Annotated in this window: 14 protein-coding genes; 5 read left to right on the top strand and 9 right to left on the bottom strand. The window is 34.5% G+C overall.

Annotated elements, in window-relative coordinates; genetic code table 11:
- Window positions 1–2,268, top strand: coding sequence for a Gldg family protein (locus OD917_RS07470; RefSeq protein ID WP_263522931.1), 2,268 nt, complete (start codon window positions 1–3; stop codon window positions 2,266–2,268).
- 11 nt (window positions 2,269–2,279) lie between these two features.
- Window positions 2,280–5,093 carry a M16 family metallopeptidase gene (locus OD917_RS07475; RefSeq protein ID WP_263522932.1) on the top strand — a complete coding sequence of 938 codons (2,814 nt, stop codon included), beginning with the start codon at window positions 2,280–2,282 and terminating at the stop codon, window positions 5,091–5,093.
- 176 nt (window positions 5,094–5,269) lie between these two features.
- Here the strand turns inward: OD917_RS07475 and OD917_RS07480 are convergent, their stop codons facing one another.
- Complete coding sequence (locus OD917_RS07480; protein WP_263522934.1) at window positions 5,270–6,361, bottom strand: hypothetical protein; 1,092 nt, start codon at window positions 6,359–6,361, stop codon at window positions 5,270–5,272.
- 695 nt (window positions 6,362–7,056) lie between these two features.
- On the opposite strand from OD917_RS07480, the gene OD917_RS07485 reads away from it, so the two are divergent.
- From OD917_RS07485 to OD917_RS07495, 3 genes are all read left to right on the top strand, one after another.
- On the top strand, window positions 7,057–8,004 hold the full coding sequence (locus OD917_RS07485; RefSeq protein ID WP_263522935.1) for an AraC family transcriptional regulator: 948 nt from the start codon (window positions 7,057–7,059) through the stop codon (window positions 8,002–8,004).
- Between the two features lie 103 nt (window positions 8,005–8,107).
- Window positions 8,108–9,031, top strand: coding sequence for a helix-turn-helix domain-containing protein (locus OD917_RS07490; protein WP_263522936.1), 924 nt, complete (start codon window positions 8,108–8,110; stop codon window positions 9,029–9,031).
- A gap of 47 nt (window positions 9,032–9,078) precedes the next feature.
- Window positions 9,079–10,017 (top strand): helix-turn-helix domain-containing protein, encoded by a 939-nt coding sequence (locus tag OD917_RS07495; RefSeq protein WP_263522937.1) that lies wholly within the window; start codon window positions 9,079–9,081, stop codon window positions 10,015–10,017.
- Between the two features lie 10 nt (window positions 10,018–10,027).
- On the opposite strand, the gene OD917_RS07500 is transcribed toward OD917_RS07495, so the two are convergent.
- The 8 genes from OD917_RS07500 to OD917_RS07535 all read right to left on the bottom strand — a co-directional run bounded on the left by OD917_RS07500 (window position 10,028) and on the right by OD917_RS07535 (window position 18,200).
- Window positions 10,028–10,648 (bottom strand): pyridoxamine 5'-phosphate oxidase family protein, encoded by a 621-nt coding sequence (locus OD917_RS07500; RefSeq protein ID WP_263522938.1) that lies wholly within the window; start codon window positions 10,646–10,648, stop codon window positions 10,028–10,030.
- Between the two features lie 117 nt (window positions 10,649–10,765).
- Window positions 10,766–11,200, bottom strand: a complete 435-nt coding sequence (locus OD917_RS07505; RefSeq protein ID WP_263522939.1) for a DoxX family protein — start codon at window positions 11,198–11,200, stop codon at window positions 10,766–10,768.
- A 122-nt stretch (window positions 11,201–11,322) separates the two neighbouring features.
- Window positions 11,323–12,012, bottom strand: coding sequence for an isochorismatase family protein (locus OD917_RS07510; RefSeq protein WP_263522940.1), 690 nt, complete (start codon window positions 12,010–12,012; stop codon window positions 11,323–11,325).
- Window positions 12,013–12,101: 89 nt separating this feature from the next.
- On the bottom strand, window positions 12,102–13,076 hold the full coding sequence (locus OD917_RS07515) for an alpha/beta fold hydrolase (protein WP_263522941.1): 975 nt from the start codon (window positions 13,074–13,076) through the stop codon (window positions 12,102–12,104).
- 42 nt (window positions 13,077–13,118) lie between these two features.
- Window positions 13,119–14,915, bottom strand: coding sequence for an amidohydrolase (locus tag OD917_RS07520; protein WP_263522942.1), 1,797 nt, complete (start codon window positions 14,913–14,915; stop codon window positions 13,119–13,121).
- Window positions 14,916–14,932: 17 nt separating this feature from the next.
- A complete protein-coding gene (locus OD917_RS07525; protein ID WP_263522943.1) occupies window positions 14,933–15,622 on the bottom strand; it encodes an alpha/beta hydrolase in 690 nt (229 codons plus the stop codon).
- A gap of 321 nt (window positions 15,623–15,943) precedes the next feature.
- Window positions 15,944–16,738: an alpha/beta fold hydrolase gene (locus tag OD917_RS07530; RefSeq protein ID WP_263522944.1), complete on the bottom strand. Its 795-nt coding sequence runs from the start codon at window positions 16,736–16,738 to the stop codon at window positions 15,944–15,946.
- A 115-nt stretch (window positions 16,739–16,853) separates the two neighbouring features.
- Window positions 16,854–18,200, bottom strand: coding sequence for an alginate export family protein (locus tag OD917_RS07535; protein WP_263522945.1), 1,347 nt, complete (start codon window positions 18,198–18,200; stop codon window positions 16,854–16,856).
- Window positions 18,201–18,220 lie beyond the last annotated feature (20 nt).

The following is an 18,220-nucleotide window of genomic DNA, read 5'->3' on the forward strand; positions in this document are numbered from 1 at the left end:
ATGAAAACAATATATAGAATTGCTAAAACAGAGCTCAACACGATGTTTTACTCGCCTGTCGCATGGGTTGTTTTAGTAATATTTTCAATCCAGTCAAGCTGGAAATTCTTTGGCACTATCGAACGTTTCGAAAAAGCCCAGAAAATCGGACAAAGCATGGACAATTTATCGCAAATTGTTTTTTCAGGCTTTAGCGGTTTATATACCGAAATGCAGAATTATCTTTATCTCTATGTTCCACTTTTGACAATGGGATTAGTGAGTCGCGAAATCAACAGCGGTTCGATTAAGCTTTTACTTTCTTCACCTATTAGAATTAAAGACATTGTATTGGGTAAATATTTAGCTATAGCAGCTTACTGTCTTCTGTTCATTGCAATTTTAGGTTTGCAAGTTGCCATTGCTTATTTTTCTATAGAAAATTTAGATCTTAAGTTTGCCATATCTGGACTAATTGGTTTGTATTTATTGGTTTGCACTTATGCCGCAATCGGACTTTTTATGTCATGTCTGACTTCTTATCAGGTTGTAGCAGCCATTAGTACTTTGGTAGTTTTAGCAGGTCTAAATTTTATTGGAAAACTTTGGCAGGATGTCGAAATCGTAAAAGATATAACTTATTTCCTTTCGATTGCAGGACGTGCCAACGAAATGCTTGAAGGATTAATTATCAGTAAAGATGTCTTTTACTTTGTTTTGGTAAGCAGTCTTTTTATCGTATTGAGTATTTACAAACTTCAGACAGGAAGAGATGCACAAACAGTATCTAAAAGAGTTTTAAAATATACTGTTTTAATTGTTGTTGTTTTATCACTTGGCTATATAACCTCTAGAGCGCCGCTGACGCTTTACACGGATATGACCCGCAATAAAGACAAAACATTGACTCAAAACAGTTTGAATATCGTTAAAAAAATTGAAGGTCCGATAAAGCTAACTACTTACGTGAATTTACTAGACATCAATTATTTTATGGTTTTGCCTGTTTCTCAGAATTCAGATATTGCCAGTTTTGAAAAATACACTCGTTTCTTGCCCCAAATGGAAATGGAATATGTTTATTATTATGCTAAATCAAATAATGAAGCTTTATACGCGCAAAATCCTGGATTGAATGACAAACAGCTTGCAGAGAAATTGGTAGAAACACAGAATATGAAACTGAAAAAGTTATATTCTCCTGCCGAAATGAAAAAAATTATCGATTTAGAACCAGAACAAAACAGAGTAATCAGAACGGTTGAATACAATGGAAAAAAGACTTTCTTAAGATTCTTTGACGATTTATTTAAAGTTCCGATGGAGAAAGAAATTTCTGCTTCTTTAAAAAGATTGGTTACTACAGCTCCAAAAATTGTTTTTGCAACTGGAAATATGGAAAGAAGCGTTGATAAAAACGGAGATAAAAATTATAAAACGGGTTTCAATGAAGTTTCATTTAGATATTCTTTAATCAATCAAGGTTTTGATGTTGCTTCTGTTGATATTAATGCACAGAATATTCCAGCAGAAACAAGTATTTTAATCATTGCCGATCCTAAAACGCAATTAAGTCAAGGAGCTGTTGATCGCATTACAAAATATATCGATCAAGGAAAAAACTTAATGCTTTTGGCAGAACCAGAAACTAACTCAGCTTTAGCTGCTGTTACAGATAAATTAGGCATTAGTTTCACTAAACAAGCATTAGTTCAAGAAAGCGAAACCAATTCTCCTGATTATTTAGTAACCGAAGTTTCAAAAAATATCGATTCGACTGTAATCAAATTAAGCAAAAACAGAAATAATAGTCTAATTCCGTTTTTAGGAAGCAGCGGACTTACAACAACAAAAGATGCAGGTTTTAAAGTATCAACACTTTTAAAAACAAACGCTAATCCTGCTTGGGAATCTCCTACAGGAATCACTTCAATTTCTGAAGATTTGAAAAAACAGCCTTCTGTTAAAGAAGTTCCGCTTGTTGCAGCTTTAACGAGAAATGTTAATGGTAAAACACAAAAAATAATTATTGCTGGAGATGCAGATTTTATGGGCAATGCCGAACTAAGCCGTGGCGGATCTGGAACTTTTCAGTTTGTAACGGATATTTTCAGCTGGTTCAGTAATTATGAATTTCCAATTGATACAACTCGCCCAGAAAACATTGATAAGAAAATTACAATAAATGCAAATCAGGTTTTCATCAACAAAATTGTATTTATTGCCTTGTTTCCATTACTGATCATCTTGAGCGGTGCTTTTATACTTATTCGAAGAAATAGAAGATAAAATTCAAAAAAATGAATACTAAAAAAAATATCATCATTGCGATAATGGCCTTGTCTTTTCAAGGCGCATTTTCGCAGTTTAAAACCACAATTCCGCTGAATAAAGACGTGACAACCGGAAAATTAAAAAACGGTCTAACGTATTATATTCTGCATAACGAAGAGCCAAAAGACAGAGCGAGTTTTTACTTTGTTCAAAATGTCGGTGCTATTTTAGAAGATGACAACCAAAACGGATTAGCGCATTTTCTAGAACATATGGCCTTTAACGGAACCGAACATTTTAAAGGAAAAGGCATTATTAAAATGCTGGAAAAAAATGGTGTAAGTTTCGGAAAAGACATCAATGCTTATACGGCTCAGGATGAAACGGTTTACAATATCAGTACTGTTCCAGTTACGAACGAAAAACTAATCGACTCTACACTTTGGGTTTTACACGACTGGTCTGGTTCTCTTTCTTTAACGAATGAAGAAATTGATGCCGAAAGAGGTGTTATTCGAGAAGAATGGAGAACGCGTCGTACAAGTGATTTTCGTCTAAAAATGCAGACGGATCAAGTTTTGTATAAAGGTTCAAAATACAGCAAAAGAGATGTTATTGGTGATTTAAATATTATCAATAACTTCAAATATCCTGAATTGAGAAACTATTACAAAAAATGGTATAGACCTGATTTACAAGCCGTAATTATCGTGGGAGATATTGATGTAAAAGCGATGGAACAAAAGGTAAAAGCTATTTTCTCGGGAATTCCGTTAGCCAAAAAAGTTGCACCGCGTACCTATTCTGAAATTCCAAAACACGATGAATTGTATTTTGGAACAGCATCTGATAAAGAAGCTTCTTCTACAGCAATTACATTGAAATATGTTTTGGATGAGCCGTTGGTAAAAGACAGTATTTTGAGCCGCAAAAATGTGATGAATTCTTTTTACACGAGTATTTTAAACAACCGTTTCAAAGAATTAATCTTGAAAAACCAAAGTGCTGCCTTAAACCTAACAACTTATTTTCAGCCGATTTCGAGATTAAATACTTCGTTTAACATTTCGGCTGCAGCCAAAAAAGGAAAAACGCTCGAAGCTTTTGAAGATGCTTACACCGAAGCTGAACGCTTAAAACGTTTTGGAATTGCACAAACAGAACTCGATAGAACTAAAAAGCTATTTATAAGTTCTTATGATGATTTTTTAAGTAATAAAGATAAAGTCGATAATGATTCTTGGTCGGATAAACTGACGAATTATTTCCTGAAAGCAAAGCCGTTTCTTTCTGCCGAAGACGATTATAAATTGATTGTCGGCATTATCAAAAGCATCACTTTAGAAGAAATAAACACTTATATAAAAACCATTCAAAAACCAACCAATCAAGTTGTTTTGGTAACGGGTTCTGATGAAGACAAAGCAAATTTCCCAACTAAAGAAGCTGTAGTTGAAGTAATGAAAAAAGTCGAAAACAAGACTTTAGAACCTTACACAAAAAAGGAAAACAACGAACCTTTAATTGCAAAAGAATTAAAACCTGCTGCTGTCAAAAAAACATTTGAAGTACCAGGAATTACAACTGCAAAAGGATATACTTTAGAAAATGGTGCAAACGTAATTGTTCTTCCAACGACTTATTCTCAGGATCAAGTTGTGATGACAGCATTTTCTAAAGGCGGTAAATCTTTAATTAAAACCGAAGATTTGGCTTCTGCCGAAATCGCTACAACAATTGCAAGATCGTCTGGTTTAGGAAATTTTGATAATATTGCTTTAAAAGAAAAACTGACGGGCAAAGTAGCGCAATCAGCTCCTTTTATTGGCGAGAATACACAAGGTTTTCAAGGAAGTTCTAATAAAGCCGATTTCGAAACGATGCTGCAATTGCTTTATCTTTCTTTTGAAGCGCCACGTTTTGATGCAAATATCTTCAGCATTTTAAAAGAACAGTATAAAAACCGTTTGGAAACTATCAAAAAAGACAACGGAAATACGTTTAAGGATTCTGTTGCTTTAGCAAATTCAAATCACAACCCGAGGACTTTTGTTTTTGATGAAAAGTTTTTACAAAATATTGATTTAAAGAAAGCGGAAAGCATTTACAGAGATCGAATTAAAAATGCTTCAGATTTCACTTTTGTATTTGTTGGGAATATTCCTGATGGCGCTTTAGAAATGATTCAGAAATATATTGGGAATTTAAAATCAAATCCTGCTGTAAAAGAAACTTTCGCAGATCATAATATTGGTCCAAAAAAAGGAAAAACAGTTGTGCATTTCAAACGTCCTATGGAAGTTGTAAAAAGTACTGTTTATCTGAACCTTTCAGGAAAAACAGAATACAGTAAAGAAAATGCCATGACGATGTATATTATCGGTGAATTGCTTTCAAAACGTTTTCTTCAAACTATTAGAGAAGAAGAAGGCGGAAGCTACGGCGTAAACGTTGGCGGAAATCTTGAAATAATTCCAAAACCATCTTTCAGCCTTGCGCTTACTTTTGACTGCAATCCTGATAAACAGGAAAAATTAATGCAGATTGTCTGGAAAGAAATCAACGATTTAAAATCGAATCCAGTAAACGCAAATGATTTGGAAGACATTAAACAAGCTTTGTTGAAAAACAGAGAAGAATCGCTTAAAACGAATACTTTCTGGGCGACAACTTTATACAATTACAGCTTAAATCAGATTCCGTTTTCAACAGATGAAGAATACAAAAATTTAATTTCTAAAATTAATCAGAAAACTATTCAGCAGTTTAGTAAGCACGTTTTGGATAGTTCAAGTAGCGTCGAAGTTATTATGAGCCCTGAAAGCCAATCAGGAAAGTAAAACTTTAGAATACATTTTTTTTATTTTATTAGTGGAGAGAGGCTGTCCTAACTAGACAGCCTTTTTTTAAAAGTCTGTTCATGCAGTTAATTTATTAACCGCAAGCAATTCTTAAAATTAAAAAGAAGCTTGTCTAAAAAACAGCGCTTTAATGCTTAATAGGCCTTTCTGCCGCTTTAGTAATAGGTCATGGTTCTGGTTGTCACATTGCCGTTGTTTGGAAAGGTTAAAGTATCCCAGTTGCCATATCGGTCATAAGTATAGATACGCTCAAATTCCTTAAGCTCTTCTCCATTATCAACTGCCGACGCAAAACGGCTATGGCTGTCGTATATGCAGTCATATTTAAAGTATTCGTTTTTTTCAAGCGTCTCTCTGATTGATGTTATGTTGCCCTCGCCGTTATATTTAAAATAGCCGCTTGCTCCCCTTGAGCTCACCAATTCGGTGATTCTGCCGGCATCATTATGCTTTACGGAAACTTCCAGATCTAATGAACCGTCTTGTGAAAAAACAGCAATGCGAAAAACCCTGCCGTTCTTATCGAGAAAATAGATTGATTTTGAAGTAAAGTTCTCTTTGGATGTATGGCTGGCCGATAATCTGCTTCCCATGATATGGTAATATCTTTCCACTATCGAATCCCTGTAATTTTCATAAACGGTTTCACCCACCTCTTCCAGTGGAGTATTCAGATGATCGATGGAACGATAGTATTTTTTCTCCAGCATACCGTCTTTTGAAAACTGGTTTTCAACGACCATTCTCCTGTAGCCTCTGCCAAATTTTTCATCCATCTTCAATGTGCTGGAGTGCTTTATTATATTTCCGCTGCCATCAAAAAAAATCGAATCGGTTTCTGCAGAAGACACAATATTCCCATAGTTCGAATTCCTATTGCTTTTAGCGACCACTATCAGGTTTTCAAGATACTGGTAAATCATTGTGCTGTTTCTCAATTTATTTTCACAGCGCTCAATCCTGCCATCTGCATTAAAGGCCAGATGATATTCATTGATTCCATCGCTGTTATTGTCAATGCTGACCTGTTTAACCGGTTTGCCTTTCTTCAGATCAAAATCGGTGCTTTTAAAAGAATAGTTGTTTTTGTAGAATCCGTTGTTCCTGTTTGGATTAATATAGGTTCGTACTAGTTCCTGATAACTGTCTTCAGGGATATCCAGCGGCAGGCCCAATCCGGGAGCTTCTGAAATCTGGGCTGACATTTTAAGGGAAATTAGGGCAAGAATTAAAAGGACTTTTTTCATATGGTTATTAGCTTGGCAATTCGTAGCTAAAATAGCATTTTCGATTCATTGGCATCATATTCTCACTACTCATTTTTAAACAAAATATTACAAAAAGCAATCTCCTTCCAGCTAACCTCTATCAACGGCCAAAACAAAAAAAGAAAAGAGAAAAAACTAGTAACTAACTAGCTTTTAAATAGTCTATACATTCAAACAGATCTCCTAACCTAATCAATTTTACCATCATCGGTCAAAATCATAATTAGAAAACATTTTTAGAAAGAAAGAAATCTTTACAGGGCTTTTTGTACTGAAATATTCTTTTCAATGAAATTCATTTTGCATAAAACTTAAAACCGTAAAATGCATCTGTTTTACCTTAACCTATATCATGCTAATTTGTTGAAATTACTAGTAAAATGCCTTACACTCTGTGAATAAACAACTAATGATTATACAAAGCTAAGATTCAGAAAAGGTTTACATAATAATATTAGCACAACTCATTTTTCTTTAGTACTTATGCATAATATAAGAAGTTGAATTTTAATATTTTACAACAAAACACCATAATAATATACTTTCAATACCTTCTCATTATAACTCAACTCTTATAGCATTATAAATAGTACAAACCTAGAACAATAATGTCACAGCAAAATAACGCGCTTTTGCAACTGTAAACATTATTTTTTCTTTCATATATCGTTGACATGGAAACTAAAATAGAAATGCTCAAGACTTTAGCTGAAGTCCGCAATTGGTTTGGAATATCTTGTACTGAATTTGCATGCGAAGATTTTATGCTTCAGGAAATAGACACGTTAAATCAAAATAAACTGCTTAAAGCATCTAATTCTTATAAAGCAAATTTCTTTACTATATTTATAATTTATGAGGGCAGTGCAACTCACCTCTATAACAATAAGGAGATGAAATTGGAATCGTCAAGTATCTTTATAACAACTCCTGGATATTTTCGCAATTATAAAATAAACCATATCTCTAAGGCGTATTTTATCTGCTTTACCGAAAATTTCATTGCTAACTACTGCATTCCTGATATTTACAAGAAATTTCCTTTCTTATTATCAGACTCTTTTATGTACACCATCGTAGACTTTCAAAATTATCAAATAGTAAAAAGCAATATCGATCAGATTAAACAGGAAACAAAAAAAGAATATCAAGATATGATTCTAATTGGCAATATGTTAGAATTTCTGCTTATAAAAATCAGCGAGCTTTTTCACAATCAATCCAATCCGATTCTTGATAAAAACATCAATTCAACTGTAGTTAACAGATTTTATCAAGATTTAGATAAGCACTTTGATGAAGTATTAGACGGTAAAAAGCCTAAGCAATTAAAAGCAGGTGATTTTGCTGCATTGCAATTTTTAAATGAAGATTATTTCTGCAGAATGATAAAGGTAAAAACAGGCAGAACCCCAAATACATGGATTAACAGCAGACTATTGGCCGAAGCCAAAACCTCATTAACTGAAACACCAACATCCATTACAGAGATCTGCAGCTTATTTCAATTTACCGACAATCGTTCTTTTAGCCGTTACTTTAAAAAACAGACTACTATGACTCCTAGTGAATATAGAAAAAATCTACAGCCTATAACCAAATCTTTGAATATTATAAATTAATGCCAATTTTAACGTATAATATACATAAGCCTTTGCTATATCTTTGAATATTGTAAGTTTCCAGATTTGCCAGTTGACTTTCCATAACCAAATATTTATAACTATGATAATGCAACCAACCAACCTCAGCACTTATAAAGATCAGATTGAGTTTTTAAAGCTTTCTTATCATGATTATATTGATAACGACGAATTTTCAATTGTAAAAGTACATGAATGGAACTTGACTTTTCCATTTAACTCCCCAACTTTCAGATCGGATTATTACAGCTTTACTATTGTAACCAATGCAAATGGTAGCTTTACTGTCGGAGACGATAAGTTTGAACTGCATCCCAACCATGTCGTATTGGCCTGTCCTGATTCTTATTTTAAAATCCACTGGACCGATATGGAAAAAGTTTACAATATAGCATTCAAGAAGTCGTTCATTTTAAAACACTTTCCGGGTGGAATTGATAATATTATGGAGTTCAACACTAAGAACGGCTACTGCTGCTGCCTCACAGAAGAGACCATGAATTATTTTGAACAGACCTGTCTTGAAATGCATAAAATAGCAACCTCAGAATTATGCTTTAAGAATGATTTAATGGCAAACATGGCACTAAATCTTTTATTTTTAGTGCAGCTGGAAAAGGAAAATGAAACAGATATCAGAATAAATACCGCAAAAAACAATAAAATTGTCGTCGACTTTCGCCAAAATATTGAAAATAATTTTAATGAACTTGCTCAAGGCAGATGTCTCTCGGTAATGCGAATCAAAGAGCACGCCCGTATGCTTAATTTAGATGAGAATTATTTATCTAAAACTATAAGCGCTATCACGAAAAAAACGGTAAACGAATGGATTAACAAAAAGCTTATCGATGAGATTAAGTATCTGCTGAAAAATTCAGAAAAATCAATGAAAGATATTGCTTTTCTGTATGGTTTTAACGATCTGAACTACTTTTACAGCTTTTTCAAAACACAAACCCAATCTGCCCCGGGAATCTACAGAAAACTGCATCAGAATACTTAACGCATGTATTATAGCATATTAATGCAATCAATTTAAGGTTTTTAATAATGAGTACAATTAAAAAAAAAGATACATACGAACTCTATGATAATGTAAGAGTCATGGGAATGGATTACTCTGAAGGGCATCTTGGTGACGATGATTTTTCATTGATAATTTCCAAAATACTGCACCCAAAAGAAAGACTTCCATACACCTATTCATTATTTCGCTCTACTCTTTTTACCATTGGAATTGTTATTGATTCCTATGGGGCAATGAAATATGAGGATATAACTGTAGAAATAAAACCTAATATGCTTTTCATGAATAAACCTGGTGATCTGCAGGAATTACATTGGGAAGAAGTAACCGAAACTTATGGTTTACTATTTTCTGAAGATTTTATTCTGAAATATGCCGGAATCTCCATCTATGAAATGTTTCCTTTCTTATTATTTGAAAGACATCTGCCTTTGCATACCTCATCAGAATTTCAGCAGGAACTCAGAGCCATCATTCAGCTGATTCATCAGGAATTGAAAAAAGACTCACCGCTTAAGAAAAAATTATGCGCCAACCTGCTGACCAGGATTCTGCTTAAAATCAAACAAGAGTTCTGGGTGGGTTACAGCGTACATAATGCACAGTCCAGAAATCCTGATATCTTAAATGATTTTACGCAAAATCTGGAATACCATTATGACCAGCTGCTAAAAGGAAAAGTAAAACAAGTGCTTCATATAAAAGATTATGCTGAAATGCAGCAACTACACGAAAATTATCTATCCACTATCCTAAAAGAAAAAACTGGTAAAACTGCTGGTCAGTTAATTGCTGAAAAAACACTTGCTACGGCAAAAATTTTAATTCAGGATTCACAATATACTATGAAAGAAATTGCATTTATGCTCGGATTCAGCTATACCTCCTATTTTAGTATTTTCTTCAAAAAACATACTGGCATGACACCTTTAGATTACAGGAAACAAAGTTTACTGGACTAATTTCAATATATTATTTTGACTTTTGAGCCAGTTTTTCTTCCAGTTCTTTAATTGTATTTTCCAATTTAGCAATATATTCTTTCTGAGGCTGAAAAGCCATTTCAATATCTTCTTTCGTAAAACGTGGTGTAATATGCTGAGGGCAATTCCAATCGTACGCCTGAATTTCGAATAGTATCATTCTCTCAGGTCTGAACTTATAATCCGAAGGCTTTAGCTGATTGTATAATTCCTCGTTGTCTTTCAATTCTACTGCTTTCGCGCGGGCATAAATTTTCAGTCTGGCTCTTTGCGGATAAGACATCAGGAATAAAGCGACTTTATCGTTATTAGAAATATTTCCTAGCGAAATATATTGTCTGTTTCCTGAAAAATCCACAATACCAATTGTTTTGTCATCAATAACCTTAATAAAACCGACTGGTCCGCCTCGATGCTGTATGTATGGATATTCATTCTCACCATAACTGGCCATGTAAAAGCTGTCTCTTTCAGAAATAAACCCGATTTCATTTTCAGTCAGCCCATCAACTATAGATCTCTTTTCCATATTTTCATACGCTGATCTGCTTCCGTTTTCCTCCTGAAGCTTTTTAATGGCATCCGTAAATGCTAATTTTTGATAATTCATAATCGATAATTTTACAGAGTTAAAAATTATTAGCGCTTTTAAAATATGAAAACTTTTAATTCTAATTATTTGTTCCCAGGTTCGATTCCCGGCGACTCAAAAAAAAAAGAAAGTATTTTATTTTTTTCTTTTGCTGATGATATAATGGTCAATCGAATATTTGCCTGCGCCGGTAAAGCAAATCAGTAAAAAACAAAGGCTGTACATTAACGGAGTATCTTTCACTAAGATAGGATCATTAAAATGCACGATAAAATAACCTGTCATCGTAACGGCTAAAATAGGCAGAGCTGCTAAACGCGTCATAAAACCTGCTATTATAAAAATTGGCATTACAAGATTTGCGCCTGTGGCAAAAACTTGATTGAAGACCTCATTCAAACCCAAGGGATTCGGAACAACTTCTGCCAATTCAGTTCCTACACCTATCTTCTTTAGTCCATGTGCAAAAATAAGTTCCAATGAAACGGCAATCCTAAAAAAGAACAAAACAAAGTTATTCAATCTGGTTCCAACATTTGAATATAGCAGCGAAAAAAAAATATTTATCATGGTTTTCATTTTTAGATTAACTTTTAATTTTATTGGCCTAATTAAGTACATTCTCCAGATTATCAATTCAGAGCTTGTCTTATTGAAGGCCAATAAATTAAACTATTCATTTATACAATAAACTAGTGTTTAAGCATTGCTCTGCTGTATTGAACACCAATTCCGTAAGAACCGCCAAATCTTTGAACTAAATCTGTAACAGCTGTATACGTTTCCGATCTTCCCCAGTCGCGCTGCAATTCTAATAAATACTGCATTGACGTAATTGGTCTTGCTCCAGCCTGAACCATGCGAGTTACCGCCTGATTGTGAGCTTCGTCTGTTACATCCCCGCTTGCGTCAGTGATTACATAGACAGTATAGCCGTCATTTATAGCTGATAGCGCAGGTCCTACAATACAGACAGAAGTCCATAAACCGCCCATTACAATGGTTTTGTTTCCTTTGCTTACTACCTCTTTGTAAGCATTGGCATCTTCCCAGAAATTCATAGTACTTCTGTCAAAATATTTGGTGCTTGATTTAGGATAAAATTCCTGAACTTCAGGAAAAACGGGACCACTGAAAGACTCTTCTGCTACTGTTGTAATTACTGTAGCTACTTTAAAAATCTTTGATGCTCCTGCAACCATTCCTGTATTTGTTCGCAGCTGATCTACAGGAATATTGCCTACTGAGAATGCCATCTGACCTTCATGATCCACTAAAACCAATGTGTGATTTTTAGGAGTCAATAATTGCGGACTTGGTTTTTGTGCAAATGCAGTTAGAGATGACAATACAACTGCTGCTGTTAAGAGTAACTTTTTCATAATAGTTGAGATTTATTGATTAATTTAATTGGATTGAGAAATAATTTCTTGGATAGATTTAAAGTATTCCAAAGCATTGATGAATACTGTTATTTAATTTTTTTACTCAAAAAATTTATAATAAGCTTTGAAACTTCTGAGTAGTGTTCTTCTAAGGCAAAATGGCCTCCGTTTACGAAATGAATTTCTGCACTTGGATTATCTTTCTTATAAGCATTTGCTCCTGGTGCTGTAAAAAACTGGTCATTTTTACCCCAAATAACCAGCATAGGCGGTTGATATTTTGCAAAATACTGATGCCATTTTTCATATAGTGCGATATTGGATCCGTAATCGCGAAAAAGTGCCAGCTGTATAACGTCATTTCCAGCTCGATCCAAATAATACTGATCAACGATATAGCTTTCTGGTGCCACGTTTTCAGAATTTTCAGCGCCTGTTAGATACTGCCATTTTGTAGCATCAAGCATCAGGAAAAAACGTGCTGCCTTTTCTGTTTCAGTATTTTGATTTTCGATGTATGCTGTAAGAGGTTTTAAAATTTCGCCTAAGCCTTCAACGTAAGCATTTGCATTTTGAATTATAAATGATTGAATCAGTTCAGGTCGTCTCGTTGCTATCCTCAAACCGACAGGTCCTCCATAATCCTGAATATAAAAACTCGCTTTCTTAATTTTCAGTTTATCTATGAAGTGCTCTATCGTAACTGATAAGTTGTCAAATGTATATTGATACTTCTCTGGAGTTGGAGCACTGCTTTGTCCAAAACCCGGATAATCAGGAGCAATAACGTGATAATTGCCAGCCAGCTCGGTCATCAGATTTCGATACATATGAGAAGAAGACGGAAACCCGTGCAATAGGATAATTGTAGGCTTTGCTATTTCTCCCGCTTCACGGTAAAATATATTTAAACCGTCAACAAGTATTGTTTTGTATTGAACAGGATTGTAAATAATATTATTTTTTACCTTTCCATTTTGCTCCGCAGAAAACTTTGCATACAACTTAAATTGATTGACACTCACTATCGTCAGCATCAATAGGATAATTTTTATTTTCATTTTATGATATTATTTAGATGCATTTAATGCTTTAGAAATATCTTATTTTTGATAACCTCCATAAAAATTGACAGGTGACCAGTCAGGAATTGCTTTTTCTGATGCAGGTCCCAATTTTGAAAACTCTTTATCTCCAAAGACTACATTTCCTCCTACTACTGTTAATACAGCTGATAAATCTTTTATTTGGCTTTCTTCAATAGTGAAATAATCATCAGATAGAAGGATAAAATCGGCAAACATTCCTTTTTCTAAAGTGCCTTTGACATTTTCTTCTTTGGATACCCAAGCACTGCCTTTGGTATATAAGAATAAAGCTTCTTGACGGCTAAGCAGGTTATCAGGAGCACTTAATTGCATTCCTCCCACAGTTTTACCAGAAACCATCCAGTATAAAGCAGGCCACGGATTATAACTGGCAACTCTTGTCCCGTCGGTTCCTGCTCCTACAGGAATTCCCATTTTGATCATTAATTTTAAAGGCGGTGCATATTTAGCTTTGGCCGCTCCGTACCTTTCAACAAAATATTCTCCTGCGTAAGCCATTCTAGACTGAATAGCAATTCCTCCATTAAGTGCTTTTATTCTTTTCAGCTGTGGTTCTGTAACTGTTTCTGCGTGATCAAACAGCCATCTTTCCTTTGCTAATTTCCCATTAGTTTCTTTATTGACTTCTTCGATAACATCTAATAAATTAGCAATGGTTTCACCATAAGTGGCATGAATTCTGAACGGCCATCCGCTATCGACATGCAGGCGGATTACTTTCTTAATATCATTTCTCCACGATGGTCTATCTTCGAGCATAGGCTGCGGTGCCAAGAAATTTTCAAAGTCACCTGCGCTCCATGTCAGGAATTCTCCTCCTCCTTCTAATTCGTATCCATGTTCCAAATGAATTTCTCCATTGTGACCTACTTTATTTGATTTTATCCAATTTTGAAATTCTTCGAATTCACTTCCTTTATTTTGAGGAAATAAATAATAAGACAATCTTATTGGCATTTTTCCCTGATCTGCAAGTTTTTTTGTAGCATCATAATCCTTCGGAAACACATGTCCTCCACCTCCGGCATCGATACCGCTGGTGATACCAAAGCGATTCAATTCTCTATAAAATTGTCTGGTTGAATTAGACATTTGCTCTTCAGTCATGGAAGGAAGCGCTCCAATACCCGCATAAAGTATCGTCGGATTCGGTTCTGCGAGAAACACTCCTGTCAGTTTACCATCTGGACCTTTTTCATACGAGCTTCCTTCGGGCGGTTTCGTATTTTCGTCAATTTTAAGAGCTTTTAAACCGCTTTTATTCATCCAAGCTCTGCTGTAAAGAAATAATACAAAGGCGGGAACATCACCTGTTGCCTCATTAATTTCCTGAACGGTGGGGAATCTTTTTTCTTCAAATTGAAAAGGACTCCATCCTCCTACGACACGTACCCACTGCCCTTTTGGAGTTCTTGCTGCCTGTTCTTTTAGCATTTGCAATGCTTTTTTTAAAGACTTGACACCATCCCATCTTAATTCGGCATTATAAAAACGTCCGCCTCTCGTGAGATGCAAATGAGAATCATTCAATCCCGGAATAACTGTCCTTCCATTAGCATCAATAACTTTGGTCTGTTCTCCTTTGAGTTTTAGCATTTCCTCATTCGTTCCAAATGCTAACACTTTTCCTTTTTTTACTGCTATTGCTTCTGCAATTATGCTGTTCTTGTCCATAATGGCTATTTTACCATTGGTCACAATTAAATCGGCTGCAGTCAAATTTTCTTTTTTCTCCTTTTGACAGGAAATAAATAGTATTATGATCAATACTGAATATAAAATTTTTCTCATTTTGCTTTTTTTTTATATTATGATGAGTGTAGAGAAGCTTTAACAATTACCTCAGCTACAGCTTCAGGTTGCGATATATAAATGGCATGGCTTCCCTTTACGTAAGTAGCAGCTGTTTTAGAACGTTTGTACATTGCTTCCTGAATTTCGGGCGGGATACTTTTGTCCTCGGTCGCAATTACAGCATAAGAAGGTCTTGATTTCCACGCTGCTTTTTTAATTGGTGTTACAAATCCTTTAGCATAAAAAGCACCTTGTGAAGCAAACATAAAATCTGCATCTTCTGCACTTATATCAGCACATATTCCCATATGATATTTATCTTTATCATAGTAGATAATACCATTTTCATCTGCAGGCAAAACTCCATTCTCTGGTGTTGGCGGAGCAGTTTTCAACCATTGCAAAGCTGTTTCTCCATCTCCAGGCTGAAATGCCGCCACATAAACTAAAGCTGCCACATTTTGATGGTTACCAGCTTCGGTAATAATTGCTCCACCATAGGAATGACCAACAAGAACAGCGCTTTCGTCAATTTTGTCTAAAGCAATATTTACAACTTGAACACCATCTTCTAACGATGTTAATGGATTATGAACCACTGTTATATTATATCCTTTAGCTTTGAGAATATCATATATACCTCGCCATCCTGAACCATCTGCAAATGCACCATGAACAAGGACTATATTTTTGATTATATTCATATTGTTTTATTTTAAATATTCAAACACTTGTTTTTTTTGCAGTTTTAAGACCTTAGAAATATTATGACAACTTTTGATTAGAAAATTTTGAGAGTTATTAAAGCTTCACAAACTGACTTTGATATTATTGTTGAAGCAAAATTACACCCAATGAAGAGCTTCTTTTCTGTGAATAATTCACTATAAATTATAAAAAACTAAGATTTCAAAAACTTCGATGCTTAATCTCATTAAAAACAATCTGAAAGACTGATAAATACGGTATAAAAAACTTCTGCTAATCATTAATGCAACTAGCAGAAGCTTAATAGTTACTGCAATTTATTTTGCTTCCTCACTTAATATAGAAGCGACCACAGCTGGCTGTGAGAAAAAAGGAGTATGACTGGTTGGCAAAGAATATGTTCTGGTTACATTAGCTCCTTTTGCCATACTTTTTTGCAGTGTAAGCCCTATTGCATGATCATATTCCGTAAAAATATACACCTTGTTTATCTTTCCAAAATTGGCAGCAGTTAGTGTAACTGGAGTTGCTAAAGGCCCTAATGGTTCAGCTTTAAAGTTAGCAACTAGCCTTTCAGCAGTTTTACTTGGCGCGTCTGCTGCGAAGAAATCTAAAATCCCATTTTTGGCAATTCCAACTACTCCTGCTTTTTCATCTGGCTGTATGTATTGTCCTATGTGAGTTTCTTTATCTGCAGCTGAAATAGAGAAAAGACTTTCTCCATTATTTGGCAGAAATGCGCAAAGGTAAATCAGTTTTTTAATCTGTCCCGGAATTTGCTCTGCGGTCTCACTGACCACCATTCCGCCAAAACTATGGCCAACAAGAGTTACATTTTTTCTTGTTCCGATTGCTTTTTTGACCGTGTCAACATATCCTTGTAGCGTTAGAGATGAGACAGGTGTCTGGTCATCTCCATGTCCTGGCAGATTTACTACTATTACTTCATTGCCACTTTTTTTAAGTGATGCTTCAACATCCTTAAAATCCTTAGCCGATGACCATGCACCATGAACAATAACAATTGTGCTTGGATTAGCTGTATTAGCCTGAAGCGGTGCTCCGATAGCAGTCATTAAAATAATTGCTGCTGTTGTAATTGATTTTCTCATTTTTTAAAATTTTTATAGTTAAATTAAATGCTCATTTATTAGTGATTTCTTTATGAATTGATCTACTATTTTTAGCTAACGTTCTATGGCTATCAATTAAAGAACAAAAGGTATTTTATAAGATTAAGGTTAAAGTTGCCGCTGTAAACAACATGTCTTTGCCATTACTGACATCCTTAATAAAATTGCCGCTTTTAAACCATGTTCCTTCAATAGTAAAAATCAGGTATTTATTAAATTCATAATTAAATGAAGCCCCCAGCTGATTCCCTATTTTTTTTGAATTTGAACCTGAGCTGTCAAATAATATTGAAACGTTTGGCTGGTATATGGCGTCGCTTGATGAGGCTCTCCAAAACACATCATAATCCATATTAAAAAATAGTTTTCGTGTTAACTGACATTCCAGAAATGGGTGCACATCAATTAAGTTGGAAGGCCCGATTAAGGAAGCTAAACCAAAATATGCTCCACGCGGGAAAAGCGGATTAAATGTTTCTAATGATTGATCTGTTTGTATTTTGTCTCCTGATATATATTCTGCTTTTAAACCTACTTTCTGTATTGACTTTTTTATATTGTAACTGTAATAATTATTGGCTGAAAATGTCCATGCCTTAATATTTTTCCTTTCAAATCTTCCAAATTGATAGGCTGCTTCTATATCATAAAACCAATTGGATTGATTTCCAAAAATTCTAAACCCTGCCGTATTTCTATTTTCCGATCCTGAAAATGTATTGAATGTGCTTTCCGATTTCTGAAGGTTAAGGAGATATATTTCTACGTTATTCACATATTTAATTTCTCTCAAAAGTGAATAGAAACCAATAAGTTTAGTATCATCGTCAATTTTATCGTTGAAATTTCCGAATCTATTTTTTACATGATAACTGTAAAAGGCATCCGCAGAAAAATTCTTTTTGTTGAAGGTGATTTTCATAGCATCAAATGCCTGTCTGCTATTTGGTCCTTCGCGCACTGAAATCAATCTTTGCGATCCATAATACAATTCCTGCCTTCCTATTCTAAATTTTATACTTCGAAAATTAACGTCAATAAACAGCTGATGGAGATCTAAAGGATTTTCTTCAATCGGATTCGGATTTTCTCTGCTGATCGCAACGCTGCTTTGCAGCTGACTAAATAATCGAAATGAGTTGCCTACTTTTAAATCACCATAAAAGAGAGTTCTGTTGAGTAGAAAACCATTATTATCCTTCAAGTTTTCATCCCAATTTTCATTTTCAAAATATTGATATTGAGTCCTGTTTTCGGCTCCAAAAAAAAGAAATGACTGAGACTTTTTCGATATTGTAATCTGTTTGGCTTTATAATACAAACTCTGATTTGTACTGTCTATTGAAATGACATCATTATATCGTAAAAACTTGAATTCATTTATCTGCTGCGAATACAAAACGGAATGGAATGCTGCCATAATAAGAATATATTTTTTCACTCTTTTTAATTTATTTTAAT

This window comes from Flavobacterium sp. SH_e, assembly GCF_025717045.1.
Lineage (GTDB): Bacteria > Bacteroidota > Bacteroidia > Flavobacteriales > Flavobacteriaceae > Flavobacterium.

Excerpts from the sequence above, each read along its gene's own strand:
- OD917_RS07490 (WP_263522936.1), top strand. The coding sequence starts at position 8,108 with ATGATAATGCAACCAACCAACCTCAGCACTTATAAAGATCAGATTGAG.
- OD917_RS07510 (WP_263522940.1), bottom strand. The coding sequence starts at position 12,012 with ATGAAAAAGTTACTCTTAACAGCAGCAGTTGTATTGTCATCTCTAACT.
- OD917_RS07500 (WP_263522938.1), bottom strand. The coding sequence starts at position 10,648 with ATGAATTATCAAAAATTAGCATTTACGGATGCCATTAAAAAGCTTCAG.
- OD917_RS07470 (WP_263522931.1), top strand. The coding sequence starts at position 1 with ATGAAAACAATATATAGAATTGCTAAAACAGAGCTCAACACGATGTTT.
- OD917_RS07475 (WP_263522932.1), top strand. The coding sequence starts at position 2,280 with ATGAATACTAAAAAAAATATCATCATTGCGATAATGGCCTTGTCTTTT.
- OD917_RS07515 (WP_263522941.1), bottom strand. The coding sequence starts at position 13,076 with ATGAAAATAAAAATTATCCTATTGATGCTGACGATAGTGAGTGTCAAT.
- OD917_RS07525 (WP_263522943.1), bottom strand. The coding sequence starts at position 15,622 with ATGAATATAATCAAAAATATAGTCCTTGTTCATGGTGCATTTGCAGAT.
- OD917_RS07530 (WP_263522944.1), bottom strand. The coding sequence starts at position 16,738 with ATGAGAAAATCAATTACAACAGCAGCAATTATTTTAATGACTGCTATC.
- OD917_RS07485 (WP_263522935.1), top strand. The coding sequence starts at position 7,057 with ATGGAAACTAAAATAGAAATGCTCAAGACTTTAGCTGAAGTCCGCAAT.
- OD917_RS07520 (WP_263522942.1), bottom strand. The coding sequence starts at position 14,915 with ATGAGAAAAATTTTATATTCAGTATTGATCATAATACTATTTATTTCC.
- OD917_RS07495 (WP_263522937.1), top strand. The coding sequence starts at position 9,079 with ATGAGTACAATTAAAAAAAAAGATACATACGAACTCTATGATAATGTA.
- OD917_RS07505 (WP_263522939.1), bottom strand. The coding sequence starts at position 11,200 with ATGATAAATATTTTTTTTTCGCTGCTATATTCAAATGTTGGAACCAGA.
- OD917_RS07480 (WP_263522934.1), bottom strand. The coding sequence starts at position 6,361 with ATGAAAAAAGTCCTTTTAATTCTTGCCCTAATTTCCCTTAAAATGTCA.